This is a genomic window from Streptomyces sp. BBFR51, assembly GCF_044591655.1.
GTDB lineage: Bacteria > Actinomycetota > Actinomycetes > Streptomycetales > Streptomycetaceae > Streptomyces.
In genome coordinates, this window is record NZ_CP172448.1 from 1,362,766 (window position 1) to 1,380,131 (window position 17,366).

The following is a 17,366-nucleotide window of genomic DNA, read 5'->3' on the forward strand; positions in this document are numbered from 1 at the left end:
TCAGGCGCGGCGCGTACGCAAGGAGGATCGAGAACTGATGGCAGGCAACTCGGACCCGCTCTCGCCCCGGGCCAAGATCGCCGTTACCGCGGGCAAGGCGGTCGCGGCGGCATCTCGCGCCGCGGGGCGCGGCAGCGGTTCGGTGATCGGCGGCAAGGTCGCGCTGAGACTCGATCCCGACCTCCTCGCCCGGCTCGCCCAGCACCTGGACGTGACCCTGGTCTCGGCGACCAACGGCAAGACCACCACCACCCGGCTCATCGCGGAGGCGCTCAAGGCGGCCGGTCCGGTCGTCTCCAACGCGCTCGGCGCCAACATGCCGGCCGGGATCACCTCGGCCCTCGCGAGCGGTTCGGAGTCCCGCTACGGGGTCATCGAGGTCGACGAGAAGTACCTCGTCGGCGTCGCCCAGGCCACCGACCCGAAGTGCATCGCCCTGCTCAACCTCTCCCGCGACCAGCTGGACCGCGCCGCCGAGACCCGCATGCTCGCCGAGAACTGGCGTGAGGGCCTGGCCGGCTCGAAGGCCGTGATCGTCGCCAACGCCGACGACCCGCTGGTGGTGTGGGCCGCGTCCTCCTCCCCCAACGTCATCTGGGTCGCCGCCGGGCAGATGTGGAAGGACGACGCCTGGTCCTGCCCGTCCTGCGGCGGCGTGATGCAGCGCCCCGGCGACGACTGGTTCTGCGGCGAGTGCGGCTTCCGGCGCCCGACGCCGAGCTGGGCGCTCTCCGGCGACCACGTCCTCGACCCGCACGGCTCCGCCTGGCCGATCCACCTGCAGCTGCCGGGCCGCGCCAACAAGGCCAACGCCGCCTCCTCGGCCGCCGTCGCCGCCGTCTTCGGGGTGCCGCCGCAGGTCGCCCTGGAGCGCATGTACCAGGTGCAGGCGGTCGCCGGACGCTACGACGTCGTGCAGTTCCAGGGCCGTGACCTGCGGCTGCTGCTCGCCAAGAACCCGGCGGGCTGGCTGGAGACCTTCTCCCTGATCGACCCGCCGCCGACCCCGGTGATCCTCTCGGTGAACGCGCGCGGCGCCGACGGCACCGACACCTCCTGGCTGTGGGACGTGGACTACACCCGGCTGACCGGTCACCCGATCTGCGTGATCGGCGACCGGAAGCTGGACCTCGCGGTGCGCCTGGAGGTCGCGAACCAGCAGTTCCAGGTGTGCGAGAACCTCGACCAGGCGGTGCAGCAGTGCCCGCCCGGACGCATCGAGGTCATCGCGAACTACACCGCCTTCCAGGACCTGCGCCGCCGCGTCGGCAACTGACCGCGAGACCTCAGGGGACTTTCGTGAGCGACAACCAACTGCGGATCGTCTGGATCTACCCGGACCTCCTCAGCACCTACGGCGACCAGGGCAACGCGCTGGTCGTGGAGCGCCGGGCCCGCCAGCGCGGCCTCGACGTGGCCAGGCTCGACGTGCGCAGCGACCAGCCGATCCCGACCTCCGGCGACATCTACCTCATCGGCGGCGGCGAGGACCGGCCGCAGCGGCTCGCGGCCGAGCGGCTGCGCCGCGACGGCGGCCTGCAACGGGCGGTGGAGAACGGTGCGATCGTCTTCTCCGTCTGCGCCGGCTACCAGATCCTGGGCCACGAGTTCATCAACGACCTCGGCCAGCGCGAGCCGGGCCTCGGCCTGCTCGACGTGGTCTCGACCCGCGGCGAGGGCGCGCGATGCGTCGGTGACGTCCTCGGCGACATCGACGCGCGTCTCGGCCTGCCCCCGCTGACCGGCTTCGAGAACCACCAGGGCGTCACCCACGTCGGGCCCAACGCCCGCCCGCTCGCCCAGGTCCGCTTCGGCAACGGCAACGGCACGGGGGACGGCACGGAGGGCGCGTACAACGACACGGTCTTCGGCACGTACATGCACGGTCCCGTGCTGGCCCGCAACCCGCTGATCGCGGACCTGCTGCTCAAGCTGGCCCTCGACGTGAACGCACTGCCGCCGACCGACGACCGCTGGTACGAGGCGCTCCGCAACGAGCGCATCGCGGCTGCGCAGCAGCCTGCGTAGTCACAGTTGCGCAGCAGCCTGCGTAGTCACAGTTGCGCAGCAGCCTGCGTAATCACAGCTGTGCAGTGCCTGCGTAATCACAGCTGCGCAGTGCCTGCGTAGTCACAGGTGCGCGGCAGCCCGTCTGATGGCTCATCCGCACAGGTGAGCGGGCTCGTCCAGTAGGCGGACGCACGGTTCGGTCCCGCCCCCCGATGCCGCTAGGGTGGCGGGAATCGAGCCGGACAGCGCGGTCCGGACCCGTGCCACGTTGAGAAGGTATTTCGGGCTATGCGCATTGGTGTCCTCACGTCCGGCGGCGACTGCCCAGGCCTGAACGCCGTCATCCGGTCCGTCGTGCACCGTGCCGTCGTCGACCACGGCGACGAGGTCATCGGCTTCCGGGACGGCTGGAAGGGCCTCCTGGAGTGCGACTACCTCAAGCTGGACCTCGACGCGGTCGGCGGCATCCTGGCACGCGGCGGCACCATCCTCGGCTCCTCCCGGGTCCGTCCCGAGCATCTGCGGGACGGCGTCGAGCGGGCCCGGGGGCACGTCGAGGAACTCGGCCTCGACGCGATCATCCCGATCGGCGGCGAGGGCACGCTCAAGGCGGCCCGGCTGCTGTCCGACAACGGCCTGCCGATCGTGGGCGTGCCGAAGACGATCGACAACGACATAGCGGTCACCGACGTCACCTTCGGCTTCGACACGGCCGTGACCGTGGCCACCGAGGCCCTGGACCGGCTGAAGACCACCGCCGAGTCCCACCAGCGGGTGCTGATCGTCGAGGTCATGGGGCGCCACACGGGCTGGATCGCGCTGCACTCGGGCATGGCGGCCGGCGCGCACGCCGTCGTCGTCCCGGAGCGGCCCTTCGACATCGACGAGTTGGCCGCGAAGGTCGGCGAGCGCTTCTCGGCGGGCAAGCGGTTCGCGATCGTGGTGGCCGCGGAGGGTGCCAAGCCGAAGGCCGGCTCCATGGACTTCGACGAGGGCGGCAAGGACGTCTACGGTCACGAGCGCTTCGCCGGGATCGCCCGCCAGCTCTCGATCGAGCTGGAGGAACGGCTCGGCAAGGAGGCCCGGCCGGTGATCCTCGGACACGTCCAGCGCGGCGGCACGCCGACGGCGTACGACCGGGTACTGGCGACGCGGTTCGGGTGGCACGCGGTGGAGGCCGTGCACCGCGGGGAGTTCGGGAAGATGACGGCCCTGCGCGGGACGGACATCACGATGGTGTCGCTCGCCGACGCGGTGGAGTCTTTGAAGACGGTGCCGGATGAGCGGTACGCGGAGGCGGAGTGCGTGCTCTGAATCTGCGAGGCCGCTGAGAGCTCGGGCGTACTGGTTCGTCGCGGGCGTGTTCGCAGCCCCCGGTCGCAAGCGCGGCCGGGGGCGGTTCTACGCTTGCTTCGGACAAGCGGCGTTCAACCGCGCTCAACCCCCACGAAACAGGAGCCGGCGGATGGATCACAGCGGGCACGGCATGACGATGGATCTGCCGCCGTTCACGCTGGGGCGGGGTCTCGCCTGGTCGGCGGATCCCTTCTTCCTGATCGCGTGTCTCCTGGGTCTGGCGCTCTACGGCTGGGGCCTCGTCCGGCTGACCCGGCGCGGCGACAAGTGGCCGGTCGGCCGGACCGTGTCCTTCGTGGCCGGTGTGCTGAGCATCGCCCTGATGATGTGCACGAAGCTCAACGACTACGGCATGGTCATGTTCAGCGTGCACATGGTCCAGCACATGGTGATCAGCATGGTGTCGCCGATCCTGCTGCTGCTCGGCGCCCCGATCACGCTGGCCCTGCGCGCGCTCGCCCCGGCGGGCCGCGGCCGCAAGGGCCCCCGCGAGATGCTGCTGATGCTGCTGCACAGCCGCTACATGCGGTTCATCACCCACCCCGCGTTCACCATCCCGCTGTTCATCGCGAGTCTGTACGCCCTGTACTTCACCCCGATCTTCGACGCCTTGATGGGCTCCCAGGCCGGGCACATCGCGATGATGGTGCACTTCCTCGCGGTCGGGGTGGTGTTCTTCTGGCCGATCATGGGCGTGGACCCCGGACCGCACCGGCCTGGTTACCTCATGCGGATGCTGGAGCTGTTCGCGGGCATGCCGTTCCACGCGTTCTTCGGCATCGCGCTGATGATGGCGTCCTCCCCGATGGTCGAGACGTTCGAGAACCCGCCCGCCTCGCTCGGCATCGACGCGCTCTCCGACCAGAACGCGGCCGGTGGCATCGCCTGGGCCTTCAGCGAGGTCCCGTCCGTGCTGGTGCTCCTCGCGCTGCTCTTCCAGTGGTACGCCTCGGAGGAGCGGCAGGCCCGGCGCAGCGACCGGGCGGCCGACCGCGACGGCGACAAGGAACTCGCGGCGTACAACGCCTACCTGGCCTCACTGAACACACGCGGCGGCTGAACGCAACCGGGCACGCATCTCGTCGTCCGCCTCCCTGCGGAGCCAGAACCGGGGCACCATAGGGGGGAGCGAACCACGAGGAGGGTGTTGCGATGCCCGGTTCCACGGACAGTTCGACGAAGACGATGGGGGCGCTCACCATCGGCGGCCTCGTCGCGGTGACGGCGTACACGGTGGCGCTCGGGAGCAACGGCTGGCTGTGGTTCGGCTGGGTCGTGCTGGGGCTGATCACCCTGGGGCTGGTGGCCACGCGCAGCGCCTGAGCCCCGTGCGGGGCGCACCAGGAACCACTCGCCGGGCGGCTCACTCACGGCCGAGCCGGCCCGCCGAGTGCACGCCCGGCTGGTATTTCGGCAGCCGGACCGTGATCTTCATGCCCGCGCCGACGGCCGTCTCGATGACGAGGCCGTGGTCGTCTCCGTAGACCTGGCGGAGGCGGTCGTCGACGTTGGACAGCCCGATGCCGCCCGACGGGCTGACCTCGCGCGCCAGGATGCGGCGCAGCAGGCCGGGGTCCATGCCCGCGCCGTCGTCCTCGATGACGACCAGCGCCTCGGCGCCCGCGTCCTGGGCGGTGATCTGGATGCGGCACCGGTCGGCCTTGCCCTCCAGACCGTGCTTGACGGCGTTCTCGACGAGCGGCTGGAGGCAGAGGAAGGGCAGCGCGACCGGCAGCACCTCGGGGGCGACCTGGAGGGTGACGGCGAGGCGGTCGCCGAAGCGGGCCCGCACCAGCGCCAGGTAGTGGTCGATGGCGTGCAGCTCGTCGGCGAGGGTGGTGAAGTCGCCGTGCCGGCGGAACGAGTAGCGGGTGAAGTCGGCGAACTCCAGCAGCAGCTCGCGGGCGCGCTCGGGGTCGGTGCGCACGAAGGACGCGATCACCGCGAGCGAGTTGAAGATGAAGTGCGGGGAGATCTGGGCCCGCAGCGCCTTGATCTCGGCCTCGATGAGCCGGGTGCGGGACTGGTCGAGGTCGGCCAGCTCCAGCTGGACCGAGACCCAGCGGGCCACCTCGCCGGCCGCCCGGACCAGGACGGCGGACTCGCGGGGCGCGCAGGCGACGAGGGCGCCGTGCACCCGGTCGTCGACGGTGAGCGGGGCGACGACGGCCCAGCGGACGGTGCAGTCGGGGGTGTCGCAGGTGAGGCGGAAGGCCTCGCCCCGGCCGCTCTCCAGCGGTCCGGCGAGGCGCTCCATGATCTCGGTGCGGTGGTGGGCGCCGATGCCGTCCCAGACCAGGACCTCCTTGAGGTCGGTCAGGCACAGCGCGTCCGTGCCCAGCAGGGAGCGCAGCTTGCGGGCCGACCTGCCCGCGGTCTCCTCGGTCAGGCCGGCCCGCAGCGGGGGCGTGGCCAGGGAGGCGGTGTGCAGGGTCTGGAAGGTGGCGTGCTCGACCGGGGTGCCCAGGCCGCCCAGGTTCTGCGGGCGGGCCGTGCGCCGCCCCAGCCAGAAACCGGCGGCCAGCAGGGGGAGCACGGCGACGACCAGGCCCGCCAGGAAACCACTCACCGAGCCGCTCACGAGGTCGCCTCCTCGCGCGGGTCCCCCGCCTGCGGGCCCTCCGCCCCCGGACGGCCGACCCGCGGGCCGCCCGTCTTCAGATCGTCCGCGCGCATGTTGTCCACCCGCATGTCGTCCGCGCGCACGTCCTCCGCGCGCAGCTCTTCCGTTCCCAGCTCCTCCGGCAGGTGGAAGCGCGCCAGGATCGCCGCCGTCCCGGCAGGTACCCGGCCCGGGGTGGCCAGGGAGACCAGCACCATGGTGAGGAAGCCCAGCGGTACCGACCACAGGGCGGGCCAGGCCAGCAGCGCGTGCAGGGCACCGCCGCCGCCCGGGAAGCCGCCCATGGTGGCGGCGACGGCGAGCAGCGCGGAGCCGCCTCCCACGAGCATCCCGGCCGCCGCACCGGGCGGGGTCAGCCGCCGCCACCAGATGCCGAGCACGAGCAGCGGGCAGAAGGAGGAGGCGGAGACGGCGAAGGCGAGGCCGACGGCGTCGGCGACCGGCAGACCGCCGACCAGCGCGCTCGCCGCCAGTGGCACCGCCATGGCGAGGAGGGTGCCGAGCCGGAAGTGCGGCACCGCGCGGGACGGCAGCACGTCCTGGGTGAGCACGCCCGCGACGGCCATGGTCAGCCCCGACGCGGTGGACAGGAACGCGGCGAACGCACCGCCCGCGACCAGCGCGCCGAGCAGGTCGCCGCCCACTCCCCCGATCATCCGGTCGGGCAGCAGCAGGACGGCGGCGTCGGCGTCGCCGGTGAGGGTCAGTTCGGGGGCGTAGAGGCGGCCGAGGGCGCCGTAGACGGGTGGCAGCAGGTAGAAGGCGCCGATCAGGCCGAGGACGGCGACGGTGGTGCGGCGGGCGGCCACGCCGGTCGGGCTGGTGTAGAAGCGCACCACGACGTGCGGCAGGCCCATGGTGCCCAGGAAGGTCGCGAGGATCAGGCCGTACGTGGCGTACAGCGGGCGTTCCGTGCGGCTCTCCGCCCGCGAGGGCGACAGGGCGTCGTCGGCGCCGCGTCCGGCGGCCGGGACGGGGGTGTCCTTGGCGAAGGTGAGCCGGGTGCCGGCCTCGATGTGATGGGTGCCGGCGGGCAGGTCGAGCCGGGTGCCCTCGTGGGCGCGGCCGTCCACGGTGCCGTCGACGGTGACCGTCAGGGGCCCCTCGAGCTTGAGGGTGAGGCTGTCGTCGACCCGGACGGAGCGCTGCTCGCGGAAGGTTGCCGGTTCCTCGAAGGGGCGGCCGGGGGCGCCGTCGCTCTGCCAGGCCAGCATCAGGAAGAGGGCGGGGACGAGCAGGGCGGTGAGCTTCAGCCAGTACTGGAAGGCCTGGACGAAGGTGATGCTGCGCATGCCGCCGGCGGCGACGATGGCGGTGACGACGACGGCGACGATCACCCCGCCGAGCCAGTCGGGCGCCCCGCTGAGCACGGTCAGCGTCAGTCCGGCGCCCTGGAGCTGGGGCAGCAGGTACAGCCAGCCGACGCCGACGACGAAGGCGCCCGCGAGCCGCCGTACCCCCTGGGAGGCGAGCCGGGCCTCGGCGAAGTCGGGCAGCGTGTAGGCCCCGGAGCGGCGCAGCGGGGCGGCGACGAAGAGCAGCAGGACCAGGTAGCCGGCGGTGTATCCGACCGGGTACCAGAGCATGTCGGGGCCCTGGACGAGGACCAGCCCCGCGATGCCGAGGAAGGACGCGGCGGAGAGGTACTCGCCGCTGATGGCGGCGGCGTTGAGGCGGGGGCCGACGGCGCGGGAGGCGACGTAGAAGTCGGAGGTGGTGCGGGAGATGCGCAGGCCGAAGGCGCCGACGAGGACGGTGGCCACGACGACGAGGGCGACGGCGGGTATGGCGTAGCTGGAGTTCATGGCGCCTGCACGGCCCCGTCCCCAGCCCTGTCCCCGTCCCTGACCTTGTTCTCGTACTCGTCCCCGGCCGGCGAGGTCATCGGTCCTCGACCAGGCGTACGAAGTCGCGTTCGTTGCGCTCGGCGCGACGCACGTACCAGCGGGCGAGGAGGACCAGCGGGGCGTACAGGCCGAAGCCGAGGACGGCCCACTCCAGGCGGCGGGCGCCGGGCACCGCGGCGAACAGCAGCGGCAGCGGCGCCACGAGGAGCCCGAGGACGGCGAAGGCGGCGAGGCCGGCGCGCAGCTGGCTGCGCATCAGGGAGCGGACGTAGGTGTGGCCCAGGGTGGTCTGCTCGTCGATCTCGGTGCGCGGCCGGTAGTAGCCGGACGCGCGCCGGGTACGCCTGGGCGGGCCGGTGACGGTGACGCGGCGTTCGGTCGGGTCCTGGGGCACGACTCACGGCCTCCGCATGAGCAGGTCCCGCAGTTCGCGCGCGTGGCGCCTGCTGACCTGGAGTTCCTCGGTGCCGACCAGGACGCTGACGGTGCCCGCGTCGAGCCGGAGTTCTCCGATGTGGCGCAGGGCGACGAGGTGGCGGCGGTGGATGCGGACGAAGCCGCGGGCGCGCCAGCGCTCCTCCAGGGTGGACAGGGGGATGCGGACGAGGTGGCTGCCCCGGTCGGTGTGCAGTCTGGCGTAGTCGCCCTGGGCCTCGACGTGGGTGATGTCGTCGACGGGGACGAAGCGGGTGACGCCGCCGAGTTCCACGGTGATGTGGTCGGAGTCGGGTTCGTGCACCACGGGTATGCGCGGGGCGGACGCGGCGGTGGAGGCGGAGGCGGCGGTCGCGGTGCCGCGCCGTTCGGCGGCGCGGCGGACGGCCTCGGCGAGCCGTTCCCTGCGGACGGGTTTGAGCACGTAGTCGACGGCCTTGAGGTCGAAGGCCTGGACGGCGAAGTCCTCGTGCGCGGTGACGAACACGACCAGCGGCGGCCGGGCGAAGCCGGTCAGCAGCCGGGCGAGGTCCAGTCCGTCGAGGCCGGGCATCTGGATGTCGAGGAAGACGACGTCGATGGCGTCCGGACCGTCGGGGCCCGACTCCAGGGCCCGGTTGATGCGGCGCAGCGCCTCGGTCGCGTCGCTCGCGCCCTCCGCCGTGCCGATGCGGGGGTCGGCGTTCAGCAGGTACACGAGTTCCTCGAGCGTGGGGCGTTCGTCGTCGACAGCAAGGGCGCGCAGCATGAACGTGGAGTGTAGGAGTAATCCGTGCGCCTGCACACGCCTGCGACGTGGACCTATCCGCTGGATACAGTGCCCGCATGAACAGCAGGCCCGTTTCGTTCGACGAACTCGACCGGAAGATCGTCACCGCGCTGATGGCGAACGCCAGGACGTCCTTCGCCGAGATCGGGGCGGAGATCGGACTGTCCTCGACGGCGGTCAAGCGCCGGGTGGACCGGCTGCGCGAGAACGATGTGATCACCGGGTTCACGGCGACGGTCCGGCCCTCGGCGCTGGGGTGGCGCACGGAGGCGTACGTGGAGGTGTACTGCGAGGGCGCGGCGCCGCCGAGGCGGCTCGCCGAGGTCGTGCGCGGCTACCCGGAGATCACGGCGGCGATGACGGTGACGGGCGGCGCGGACGCGCTGCTGCATGTGCGGGCGCGGGACGTGGAGCACTTCGAGGAGGTGCTGGAGCGAATCCGTGCGGAGCCGTTCATTCGGAAGACGATCAGTGTGATGGTGCTGTCCCACCTGCTCCCGGACAGTTCGGAGGCGGGAGCCGCCCTGCTCGCTCCGGAAGGCGCAGCAGACGTGCGCTGACCAGGTGAAGAACGCAGCGATCCTGCGGGAACACGCAGCTTTTGTCGCTTGTCGGGCTCGGGTGTCACTTCTTACCGTGGTGTCAACACCCCGTCACACACCGTGAAAAGCGGAGGTACCCCTCTGTGCCCGAGTCCCGTGTGCCGCGCCGGCGGCGATTCGTGGTCTGCGAACCCAGACACTTCGCCGTGCAGTACGCGATCAACCCGTGGATGAACACCGACCGACCCGTCGACGTCATCCGCGCCCTCGACCAGTGGCAGGCACTGGTCGACACCTACCGTGCCCACGGTCACACCGTGGATCCCGTCGGGCCGGTCCCGGGTCTGCCCGACATGGTCTTCGCCGCGAACTGCGCGGTCGTGGTCGAGGGCCGGGTCTTCGGCTCGCTCTTCCACGCGCCCGAGCGACGTCCCGAGTCCGTGCCCTTCGAGGCGTGGTTCAAGACCCGCGGCTTCGAGGTCCACCATCCCGAGTCGGTCTGCGAGGGCGAGGGCGACCTGGTGCCGGCCGGCCGCTGGATCCTGGCCGGCACGGGGTTCCGCACCACCCGTGAGGCGCATCGCGAGGTGCAGGAGTTCTTCGGCGTGCCGGTGATCTCGCTGACCCTGGTGGACCCGTACTTCTACCACCTGGACACGGCGCTGTTCGTGCTCGACGACGGGGCCGAGAGTTCCGGGACCGGGACCGGAAAGGACGGGAACATCGCCTACTACCCCGGGGCCTTCTCCCCCGGCAGCCGTGAGGTGCTCGAGCGGCTCTACCCGGACGCGGTGATCGCCACCCGCGAGGACGCCATGGCGTTCGGGCTCAACTCCGTGTCCGACGGACGGCACGTGTTCATCGCGCCCGGGGCCCGGGCGCTGGCCGACCGGCTCGCGGGTCTCGGCTATGTGCCCGTCCCCGTCGACCTGTCCGAGTTCCACAAGGCCGGTGGCGGCATCAAGTGCTGCACCCAGGAGATCCGGGAGACCCGCTCATGACCGCACCCGCCCGCACCACCCGCGACTCCGGGGAACTGATCCGCGCGGAGGAGCCCGTCCTCGCGCACAACTACCATCCGCTGCCCGTCGTGGTGGCCCGTGCGGAGGGCGCCTGGGTCGAGGACGTGGAGGGCCGCCGCTACCTGGACATGCTGGCCGGCTACTCGGCGCTCAACTTCGGCCACCGCCACCCGGCCCTGGTCGGGGCGGCCCACCAGCAGCTGGACCGGCTCACGCTCACCTCGCGCGCCTTCCACAACGACCGGCTCGCGGGCTTCGCCGAGCGGCTGGCCGCGCTGACCGGCACGGACATGGTGCTGCCGATGAACACCGGCGCCGAGGCGGTGGAGAGCGGCATCAAGGTGGCCCGCAAGTGGGCCTACGACGTGAAGGGCGTCCCGGCCGACCGGGCGACGATCGTGGTCGCCGCGGACAACTTCCACGGCCGTACGACGACGATCGTGAGCTTCTCCACCGACGAGACGGCCCGCGCCGGCTTCGGCCCCTTCACGCCCGGCTTCCGCATCGTCCCGTACAACGACCTGGCGGCGCTGGAGGCGGCGGTCGACGAGACGACGGCGGCCGTGCTGATCGAGCCGATCCAGGGCGAGGCGGGGGTGCTGATCCCGGACGACGGCTATCTGGCCGGCGTGCGGGAGCTGACCCGGCGCGAGGGCTGTCTCTTCGTCGCGGACGAGATCCAGTCGGGTCTGGGCCGCACGGGCCACACCCTGGCCGTCGAGCACGAGTCGGTCGTGCCGGACGTGGTGCTGCTGGGCAAGGCGCTGGGCGGCGGCATCGTCCCGGTGTCGGCGGTGGTCGGCAGTCGTGAGGTGCTGGGTGTGCTGCACCCGGGTGAGCACGGTTCGACGTTCGGCGGCAATCCGCTGGCCGCCGCGGTCGGCACGGCGGTGGTGGAGCTGCTGGAGACGGGCGAGTTCCAGCGCCGGGCGGCCGAGCTGGGCACGGTGCTGCGCGAGGGCCTGGCCGCCCTGGTCGGCAAGGGTGTCGTCGGCTTCCGGGCGCGGGGGCTGTGGGCGGGCGTCGACGTGGACCCGGCGCTGGGCACCGGGCGTGAGATCAGCGAACGGCTGATGCGCGAGGGTGTCCTCGTCAAGGACACCCACGGCTCCACGATCCGGCTGGCCCCGCCGCTGACCGTCACGGGTGAGGAGCTGGCGGGCGCCCTCGGAACGCTGGAGAAGGTCCTGACCTCCTAGCGTGCCGTCGCGGCGGTCCTTACGGAGCGGTTCGGCCCCGGTCGAGCCGCTCCACCAGCGTCACGTTGTCCAGGTCCTCGGCGTCGCTGCTCGGCGCGCCCGCGAACCAGGCGTCGAGGATCTCCCGCAGCAGCGGCGCGGACGTCAGCCGCAGGCTCAGCGCGAGCACGTTGGCGTCGTTCCAGCGGCGGGCCCCGTCCGCCGTGTAGGCGTCGGCGCACAGGGCCGCGCGTACGCCCGGCACCTTGTTCGCGGCGATCGACGCGCCCGTGCCGGTCCAGCAGCACACCACCGCCTGGTCGGCCCGGCCGTCGGCGACCTCGCGGGCGGCCAGCTCCGAGCACACCGCCCACCGGGCGTCCGCACCCGGGCTCAGGGCGCCGTGCGCGCGCACCTCGTGACCGCGGCCGCGCAGCTCCTCGACGAGGAGGCGGGCCACGGGTTCGTCCATGTCGGCGGAGACGGAGATACGCATGTGCGGAAGCGTACTCACCCGGGCGTTCACCTCATCGGCTCAACCACATGACTGAAGTCACGACCATACCCAGCATGATCGGGGGAACGGGTACGACCTGACAGACGTACGACCGAGCAGCGCTCCGCCCGGAGTGTCTGCGCGTGGAAAGGGAGGCCGCCACGTCCCCCACCGAGAACGGCCAGGAAACCGACGCCGCGGCGGTCCGCCGCCACCCCGCCCTGTTCCGGGCGATCAAGCGTCGGCAGAACCCCCGACTGCGCCGGTCCGACATCACCATCACGGACGAGGCCGCGATCAAGCGAGCCGTGAAGGCGGCCTCTCTCGGCAATGCCATGGAGTGGTTCGACTTCGGCATCTACGCCTATCTGGCGGGCACCATCGGCCGCGTGTTCTTCCCCTCCGGGAGTGACACCGCGCAGCTGCTGTCGTCGTTCGCCACGTTCGCCGTGGCGTTCCTGGTGCGCCCCATCGGCGGCATGGTCTTCGGACCGATGGGTGACAAGATCGGCCGTAAGAAGGTCCTCGCGCTGACGATGATCCTCATGGCGATCGGCACCGCCGCCATCGGGTTCATCCCCAGCTACGACTCGATCGGCTTCTGGTCCCCGCTGCTGCTGATCCTCTTCCGCCTGCTCCAGGGCTTCTCCACCGGCGGCGAGTACGGCGGCGCGTCCACGTTCATCGCCGAGTACGCGCCCGACAAGCGGCGCGGCTTCTTCGGCAGCTTCCTGGAGCTGGGAACGCTCGCCGGGTACACGGCCGCCGCCAGTCTCGTCACCGCCCTGACCGCCATTCTGGGCAGCGACGGCATGGACTCGTGGGGCTGGCGCGTACCGTTCCTCGCCGCGGCTCCGCTCGGCATGATCGGTATCTACCTGCGTCTGCGGCTCGACGACACGCCCGCGTATCTGAAGCTGGAGGACTCCAACGTCCACATCTCGGAGGCCGCGACGGCGGTGGAGACCACCGCTCGGGGCGACCTCGCCAAGATCTTCCGCACGCACTGGCGGTCGCTGGTGCTGTGCATCGCGCTGGTCGGCGCGTACAACATCACCGACTACATGCTGCTGTCGTACATGCCGACCTACCTGTCGGACGAGCTGGACTACAGCGAGAGCCACGGACTGATGATCCTGGTGGCGACCATGGTGCTGCTGATGCTGATCATCAACCAGGTCGGCCGGCTGTCCGACCACTTCGGCCGCAAGCCCGTCCTGATGACCGGCATGATCGCGTTCCTCGTCCTCTCCGCCCCGGCGTTCCTGCTGGTGCAGGAGGGCAGTCTGATCGCCGTCTCGGGCGGCATGCTGATGCTCGGCCTGTCGCTGGTCTGTCTGCTCGGCACGATGTCGGCGGCGCTCCCGGCGATGTTCCCCACCAACGTCCGGTACGGGTCCCTGTCGGTCGGCTACAACCTGTCGGCCTCCCTGTTCGGTGGCACCACCCCGCTGGTGATCACCGCGCTGATCAGCGTGACCGGCTCCGACATGATGCCCGCCTACTACTCGATGGCGGCGGCGCTGGTCGGCATCGTGGCCGTGGCCTGCATGAAGGAGACGGCGCAGAAGCCGCTCGCGGGCTCCCCGCCTTCGGTGCAGACCGAGGAGGAGGCGGCGGAGATGGTCGAGGCGCAGGCCCCGACGCCGAAGTTCTGAGCACCTGACCGACGTGTGTGCGGGGCGGTGGGGTACGTGTGTTGCGTACCCCACCGCCCCGTCGGTCTGTCAGATGTGGGTCACACGCGCCCCCACAGGGCGGGAACGTTCGGCGGCTCCCAGCCGGGGTAGGCGGTGTGGCCCTGGATGCACCGGTAGCGGACGCCGTCGTAGGTCACCACGTCACCGGCCGCGTAGGTGGCTCCCAGCTGCCAGGTGGTCTCGCCGCCGCCGTCGCCGGACACGGTGAGGGTGTACGTGGTGGTGTGGGTGACCGTGCCGGTGCCCGTGAGGGTCAGGGTGTAGGTGCCCGCGACCGTTCCGGCCGCGACCGCGACGGTGGCGGTCGAGGACTGCCCCGAGGTGACCGAGTCAGGGGTGAAGGTGACGCTCACGCCGGCGGGCGCGCCGGACGCGGACAGCCGCACGTTCTGTGCGTCGCCGCCGGTGGTGGCCGTGTTCACGGTGACCGTCGACGAGGTGCCGGGGTCGACCGTGCCCCCGGAGGGGTCGGCGGAGATCGAGAAGTCGTCCCTCGGGCTGGGCTCGTCGCCCACGGCGGTCTTCCAGATCGTGTAGGCGACGCCGTCGGCGCTGCGGTCGAGCGCGGTGGCGTTGATGTTGGCGGTGGTGTCGCAGGCGGAGTGGTAGCACGGGTCGTAGGAGCGGCCCGCGGTGCCGCCCCACTTGGCGGCCTCCGCGGACGACTTCACGGCGGAGGCACCGGTGGCGTAGCCGGAGGTGGGGATGCCGACCTGCTGGAAGGAGTAGTCGTCGGAGCGGCCCTGGCCCTCGACGTTCTCCTGCGGGGCGAGGCCGAGGGAGGTCCAGTACTCCCGCATCGGCGCGGAGGCCGAGGAGTTCAGGTTGTTGATGAAGTAGCCGCCGTTGACGGAGGCGACCATGTCGAAGTTGTAGTACGCCTTGATCGTGGCGCGCTCGGTCGTGGAGAGCGTCCGGGCGTAGAAGTCCGAGCCGTTCAGGCCCTGCTCCTCGTCGGTCCACCAGGCGAAGCGGACGCGGTTCTCCATGGTCGGGTTCTGCTCGGCCAGGGTGAGCGCCGTCTGAAGGAGCGTGGCGGAACCGGAGCCGTTGTCGTTGATGCCGGGCCCGGCCGAGACGCCGTCGAGGTGGGCGCCGAACATGTAGACACTGTTCGCGTCGCCCTTCGGCCACTCGGCGATCAGGTTGTTGCCCGCGCCGGCTGAGCAGCCGGAGGTGCAGGTCTGCTCGCTGACGGTGTAGCCCGCCGCCTGGAGCCTGCCCTTCACGTAAGCGAGTGAGGCGTCGTACCCGGAGCCGGTGGACCGCCGGTTGCCGCCGTTCTGCGCGGCGATCGAACCGAACTGCGCCAGGTGGGCCCGCACCTGGGCGACGTCGACGTCGGGCGGCGTGCCCGGGTTGGTGCCGCCGCCCACGGTGAGGGTGTACTGGGCGGTGTGGCTCTTGCCGCCGGCCGTGCCCTTGACCGTGATCGAGTAGGTCCCGGCGGCCGTGCCGGACGTGGTGGCCACTCGCATGGTCGAGCCGGCGCCGGAGGTGACCGTCGACGGGCTGAAGGTGACGCTCACGCCGGACGGGGCGCCGGTGGCCGTCAGGGACACCTGCTGGGCGCTGCCGGTGACGGTGGTGGTGTCGACCGTGGCGTTGACCGCGGAGCCGGCCTCGACGTCGCCGTTCGCGGGGCTGAGCGCCAGCGAGAAGTCGGCCTGCTGCCGGGTGCAGGTCGGGTCGCCGCCCTGGGCCGGGATGTCGATCGCGTTCCAGGCCGCCTTGGTGGCGTCGAACAGGTCGCAGGAGGCGTCCAGGTTCTTCGCCGCGGTGAGGGTGGCGGTGCGGTACCGCTTGTAGGTCATGCCGCTGGTCTTGAGCAGCATTCCGCCGTAGAAGATCTTTCCGGCGTTCTGGATGCCGATGCCGGTCACCCGGCTGCCGTCGCAGGTGGGGCTTGCGGGCCTGCCGCCGCCGGGGCTGGAGCCTTCGGCCAGCAGGTAGAACCAGTGGTTCATCGGCCCGGCGGCCGCGTGCTCCTCGGTGTTCGGGATGGAGGCGGAGTAGCAGTTGGGGTGGTTGCCGACCTGCCGCGGGTCGTACATGTTGCGGATCGGGCCGCGGCCCTGCAGGTCGATCTCCTCGCCGACGGTGTAGTCGGGGGTGTCGTACGGAGCCGGCTGGTTCGCGTAGGCCTCGGTCAGGGCGCCCATGATGTCGCCGGTGGCCTCGCCCAGGCCGCTCTCGTGGTTCGCGCCGCCGGGGGTGTAGCTGTCGAGGCCGTGGCCGAACTCGTGGCCCACCACGTCCATGCCGGCGATCCACTTGCCTGCGCTGTTGTGGCCGATGGTGACCCGTGAGCCGTCCCAGTAGGCGTTGAGCTGGTTGAGGCCGACGAGGACCGGCCAGCTGCCGCCGTTGCCGTTGTGGCCGTTGCGGCCGAGCCAGTCGCGGAGCATGTCCGACTCCTTCTGCGCCGCGTACATGACGTCGACGCAGCCGGTCTCGCGGCTGGAGGCGTTGCCGGTGCCCCAGTCGTCGTCCGGACCGGTGAAGAGGCCGCCGTTGTAGTCCGAGCACTGCAGGCCGGGCCGGGTGGTGTCGCGCAGGGCGTACTGGCTGCCCGAGCGGGAGGTGTCGATGGTCAGCGGGTTCGGGCCGTTCCACTCGCTGTGGCCGGTGCCGGCCTTCACGTCGTCGTAGCTGTCGACGACCTTGCCGGTGCGGGCGTCCACGAAGACGTGCAGCCTGCCGGGCACGTGGTCCTTGGTCGTGCCGACCAGCACGGTCTCCCAGGCGAGGGTCTGGACGTCGTCCTTGACCCGGACCACCAGCCGCTTGGAGTCGACCTCGTCGACGTCGGCGAGCCGCTTGCGGCTGGTCTTCACCGCCTGCTCGGCCTTGATTCCCGCCTTGGTGGGCACCGCGATCGCGGCCCCGGTGGCGGACTGGACGGCGCGGACCCTGCCCTTGCCGTCGGCGAGGACGACTGCGTCGCCGCCGACCACGGGCAGACCGTTGTAGGTGCGCTCGTAGGCGACGGAGAAGAGGCCCTTGTCCCAGGGGGTGACCTGGTGACGGTCGTACTGCTCGTCGGGGCCGCCGTCGGCTAGGGCGTCCAGGCCGCTGCGTACGGCCTGGTCGGCCGCGGCGACGGCCCTCTCGACGGGGGTGGGTTCCGCCGCGGGGGGCGCGGGCCGCTCCGAGGCCGAGGCGAGGGAGGCCGGTACCACCACCCCTGCGAGTGTCATGGCCAGGACTGTCCCGGCCACCGCGGTCTGTCTGAGCATCGTGGCTCCTTGTGAGAGTGGGGAGGCTCCTGTCGGGCCGGCCCGGCCGTGACATGCCGGACGCGCACCTCGGGGTGCCGAGACGCGTCCACTGGGGGTGTCATTTGCATGTCATGTCGCGGGCTGGCGGAACCCTCACACCCCGCCGC

The 17,366-nt window shown here is 71.5% G+C and carries 15 protein-coding genes; 9 read left to right on the forward strand and 6 right to left on the reverse strand.

Features of this window, described 5'->3' with window-relative positions; translation table 11 throughout:
• Positions 1-37 precede the first annotated feature (37 nt).
• The 5 genes from ACGH7X_RS06045 (at position 38) to ACGH7X_RS06065 (ending at position 4,689) form a co-directional block, all read left to right on the forward strand.
• Complete coding sequence (locus ACGH7X_RS06045) at positions 38-1,276, forward strand: MurT ligase domain-containing protein (protein WP_399882375.1); 1,239 nt, start codon at positions 38-40, stop codon at positions 1,274-1,276.
• A gap of 23 nt (positions 1,277-1,299) precedes the next feature.
• Positions 1,300-2,028, forward strand: coding sequence for a type 1 glutamine amidotransferase (locus ACGH7X_RS06050; protein ID WP_399882377.1), 729 nt, complete (start codon positions 1,300-1,302; stop codon positions 2,026-2,028).
• Between the two features lie 270 nt (positions 2,029-2,298).
• On the forward strand, positions 2,299-3,324 hold the full coding sequence (locus ACGH7X_RS06055) for a 6-phosphofructokinase (protein WP_399882379.1): 1,026 nt from the start codon (positions 2,299-2,301) through the stop codon (positions 3,322-3,324).
• A 151-nt stretch (positions 3,325-3,475) separates the two neighbouring features.
• Complete coding sequence (locus tag ACGH7X_RS06060; protein ID WP_399882381.1) at positions 3,476-4,426, forward strand: cytochrome c oxidase assembly protein; 951 nt, start codon at positions 3,476-3,478, stop codon at positions 4,424-4,426.
• A 92-nt stretch (positions 4,427-4,518) separates the two neighbouring features.
• Positions 4,519-4,689 (forward strand): hypothetical protein, encoded by a 171-nt coding sequence (locus tag ACGH7X_RS06065; protein ID WP_016325678.1) that lies wholly within the window; start codon positions 4,519-4,521, stop codon positions 4,687-4,689.
• Between the two features lie 40 nt (positions 4,690-4,729).
• Here ACGH7X_RS06065 and ACGH7X_RS06070 read toward each other — a convergent pair whose 3' ends face one another.
• The 4 genes from ACGH7X_RS06070 to ACGH7X_RS06085 all read right to left on the reverse strand — a co-directional run bounded on the left by ACGH7X_RS06070 (position 4,730) and on the right by ACGH7X_RS06085 (position 9,019).
• Positions 4,730-5,935 (reverse strand): sensor histidine kinase, encoded by a 1,206-nt coding sequence (locus tag ACGH7X_RS06070; RefSeq protein ID WP_399896812.1) that lies wholly within the window; start codon positions 5,933-5,935, stop codon positions 4,730-4,732.
• Between the two features lie 8 nt (positions 5,936-5,943).
• A complete protein-coding gene (locus ACGH7X_RS06075) occupies positions 5,944-7,794 on the reverse strand; it encodes a cation acetate symporter (protein WP_399882383.1) in 1,851 nt (616 codons plus the stop codon).
• Between the two features lie 76 nt (positions 7,795-7,870).
• Positions 7,871-8,230 carry a hypothetical protein gene (locus ACGH7X_RS06080; RefSeq protein WP_399882385.1) on the reverse strand — a complete coding sequence of 120 codons (360 nt, stop codon included), beginning with the start codon at positions 8,228-8,230 and terminating at the stop codon, positions 7,871-7,873.
• Positions 8,231-8,233: 3 nt separating this feature from the next.
• Positions 8,234-9,019 (reverse strand): LytR/AlgR family response regulator transcription factor, encoded by a 786-nt coding sequence (locus ACGH7X_RS06085; protein ID WP_399882387.1) that lies wholly within the window; start codon positions 9,017-9,019, stop codon positions 8,234-8,236.
• A 77-nt stretch (positions 9,020-9,096) separates the two neighbouring features.
• Between ACGH7X_RS06085 and ACGH7X_RS06090 the strand changes: the two genes are divergently transcribed.
• The 3 genes from ACGH7X_RS06090 to rocD all read left to right on the forward strand — a co-directional run bounded on the left by ACGH7X_RS06090 (position 9,097) and on the right by rocD (position 11,803).
• The gene (locus ACGH7X_RS06090) at positions 9,097-9,600 is read left to right on the forward strand and encodes an Lrp/AsnC family transcriptional regulator (protein WP_399882389.1); all 504 of its coding nucleotides are present in this window, start codon (positions 9,097-9,099) and stop codon (positions 9,598-9,600) included.
• Positions 9,601-9,725: 125 nt separating this feature from the next.
• The gene (gene ddaH / locus ACGH7X_RS06095; protein ID WP_399882391.1) at positions 9,726-10,583 is read left to right on the forward strand and encodes a dimethylargininase; all 858 of its coding nucleotides are present in this window, start codon (positions 9,726-9,728) and stop codon (positions 10,581-10,583) included.
• Positions 10,580-11,803, forward strand: a complete 1,224-nt coding sequence (rocD, locus tag ACGH7X_RS06100) for an ornithine--oxo-acid transaminase (RefSeq protein WP_399882393.1) — start codon at positions 10,580-10,582, stop codon at positions 11,801-11,803. The genes ddaH and rocD overlap by 4 nt, the downstream gene beginning before the upstream one ends.
• A 19-nt stretch (positions 11,804-11,822) precedes the next feature.
• Here the strand turns inward: rocD and ACGH7X_RS06105 are convergent, their stop codons facing one another.
• Positions 11,823-12,278, reverse strand: a complete 456-nt coding sequence (locus tag ACGH7X_RS06105; protein WP_399882395.1) for an RpiB/LacA/LacB family sugar-phosphate isomerase — start codon at positions 12,276-12,278, stop codon at positions 11,823-11,825.
• Positions 12,279-12,421: 143 nt separating this feature from the next.
• Here ACGH7X_RS06105 and proP point away from each other — a divergent pair, with 143 nt between their 5' ends.
• Positions 12,422-13,936 carry a glycine betaine/L-proline transporter ProP gene (proP, locus tag ACGH7X_RS06110; protein ID WP_399882397.1) on the forward strand — a complete coding sequence of 505 codons (1,515 nt, stop codon included), beginning with the start codon at positions 12,422-12,424 and terminating at the stop codon, positions 13,934-13,936.
• An 80-nt stretch (positions 13,937-14,016) separates the two neighbouring features.
• Here proP and ACGH7X_RS06115 read toward each other — a convergent pair whose 3' ends face one another.
• Positions 14,017-17,217, reverse strand: coding sequence for a M28 family peptidase (locus tag ACGH7X_RS06115; RefSeq protein ID WP_399882399.1), 3,201 nt, complete (start codon positions 17,215-17,217; stop codon positions 14,017-14,019).
• Positions 17,218-17,366 lie beyond the last annotated feature (149 nt).

What these genes read in the sequence shown, in the direction of transcription:
- ACGH7X_RS06045 (WP_399882375.1), top strand. Translation starts at nt 38, where the DNA reads ATGGCAGGCAACTCGGACCCGCTCTCGCCCCGGGCCAAGATCGCCGTT.
- ACGH7X_RS06055 (WP_399882379.1), top strand. Translation starts at nt 2,299, where the DNA reads ATGCGCATTGGTGTCCTCACGTCCGGCGGCGACTGCCCAGGCCTGAAC.
- ACGH7X_RS06060 (WP_399882381.1), top strand. Translation starts at nt 3,476, where the DNA reads ATGGATCACAGCGGGCACGGCATGACGATGGATCTGCCGCCGTTCACG.
- ACGH7X_RS06065 (WP_016325678.1), top strand. Translation starts at nt 4,519, where the DNA reads ATGCCCGGTTCCACGGACAGTTCGACGAAGACGATGGGGGCGCTCACC.
- ACGH7X_RS06075 (WP_399882383.1), bottom strand. Translation starts at nt 7,794, where the DNA reads ATGAACTCCAGCTACGCCATACCCGCCGTCGCCCTCGTCGTCGTGGCC.
- ACGH7X_RS06085 (WP_399882387.1), bottom strand. Translation starts at nt 9,019, where the DNA reads ATGCTGCGCGCCCTTGCTGTCGACGACGAACGCCCCACGCTCGAGGAA.
- ACGH7X_RS06090 (WP_399882389.1), top strand. Translation starts at nt 9,097, where the DNA reads ATGAACAGCAGGCCCGTTTCGTTCGACGAACTCGACCGGAAGATCGTC.
- rocD (WP_399882393.1), top strand. Translation starts at nt 10,580, where the DNA reads ATGACCGCACCCGCCCGCACCACCCGCGACTCCGGGGAACTGATCCGC.
- ACGH7X_RS06105 (WP_399882395.1), bottom strand. Translation starts at nt 12,278, where the DNA reads ATGCGTATCTCCGTCTCCGCCGACATGGACGAACCCGTGGCCCGCCTC.
- ACGH7X_RS06115 (WP_399882399.1), bottom strand. Translation starts at nt 17,217, where the DNA reads ATGCTCAGACAGACCGCGGTGGCCGGGACAGTCCTGGCCATGACACTC.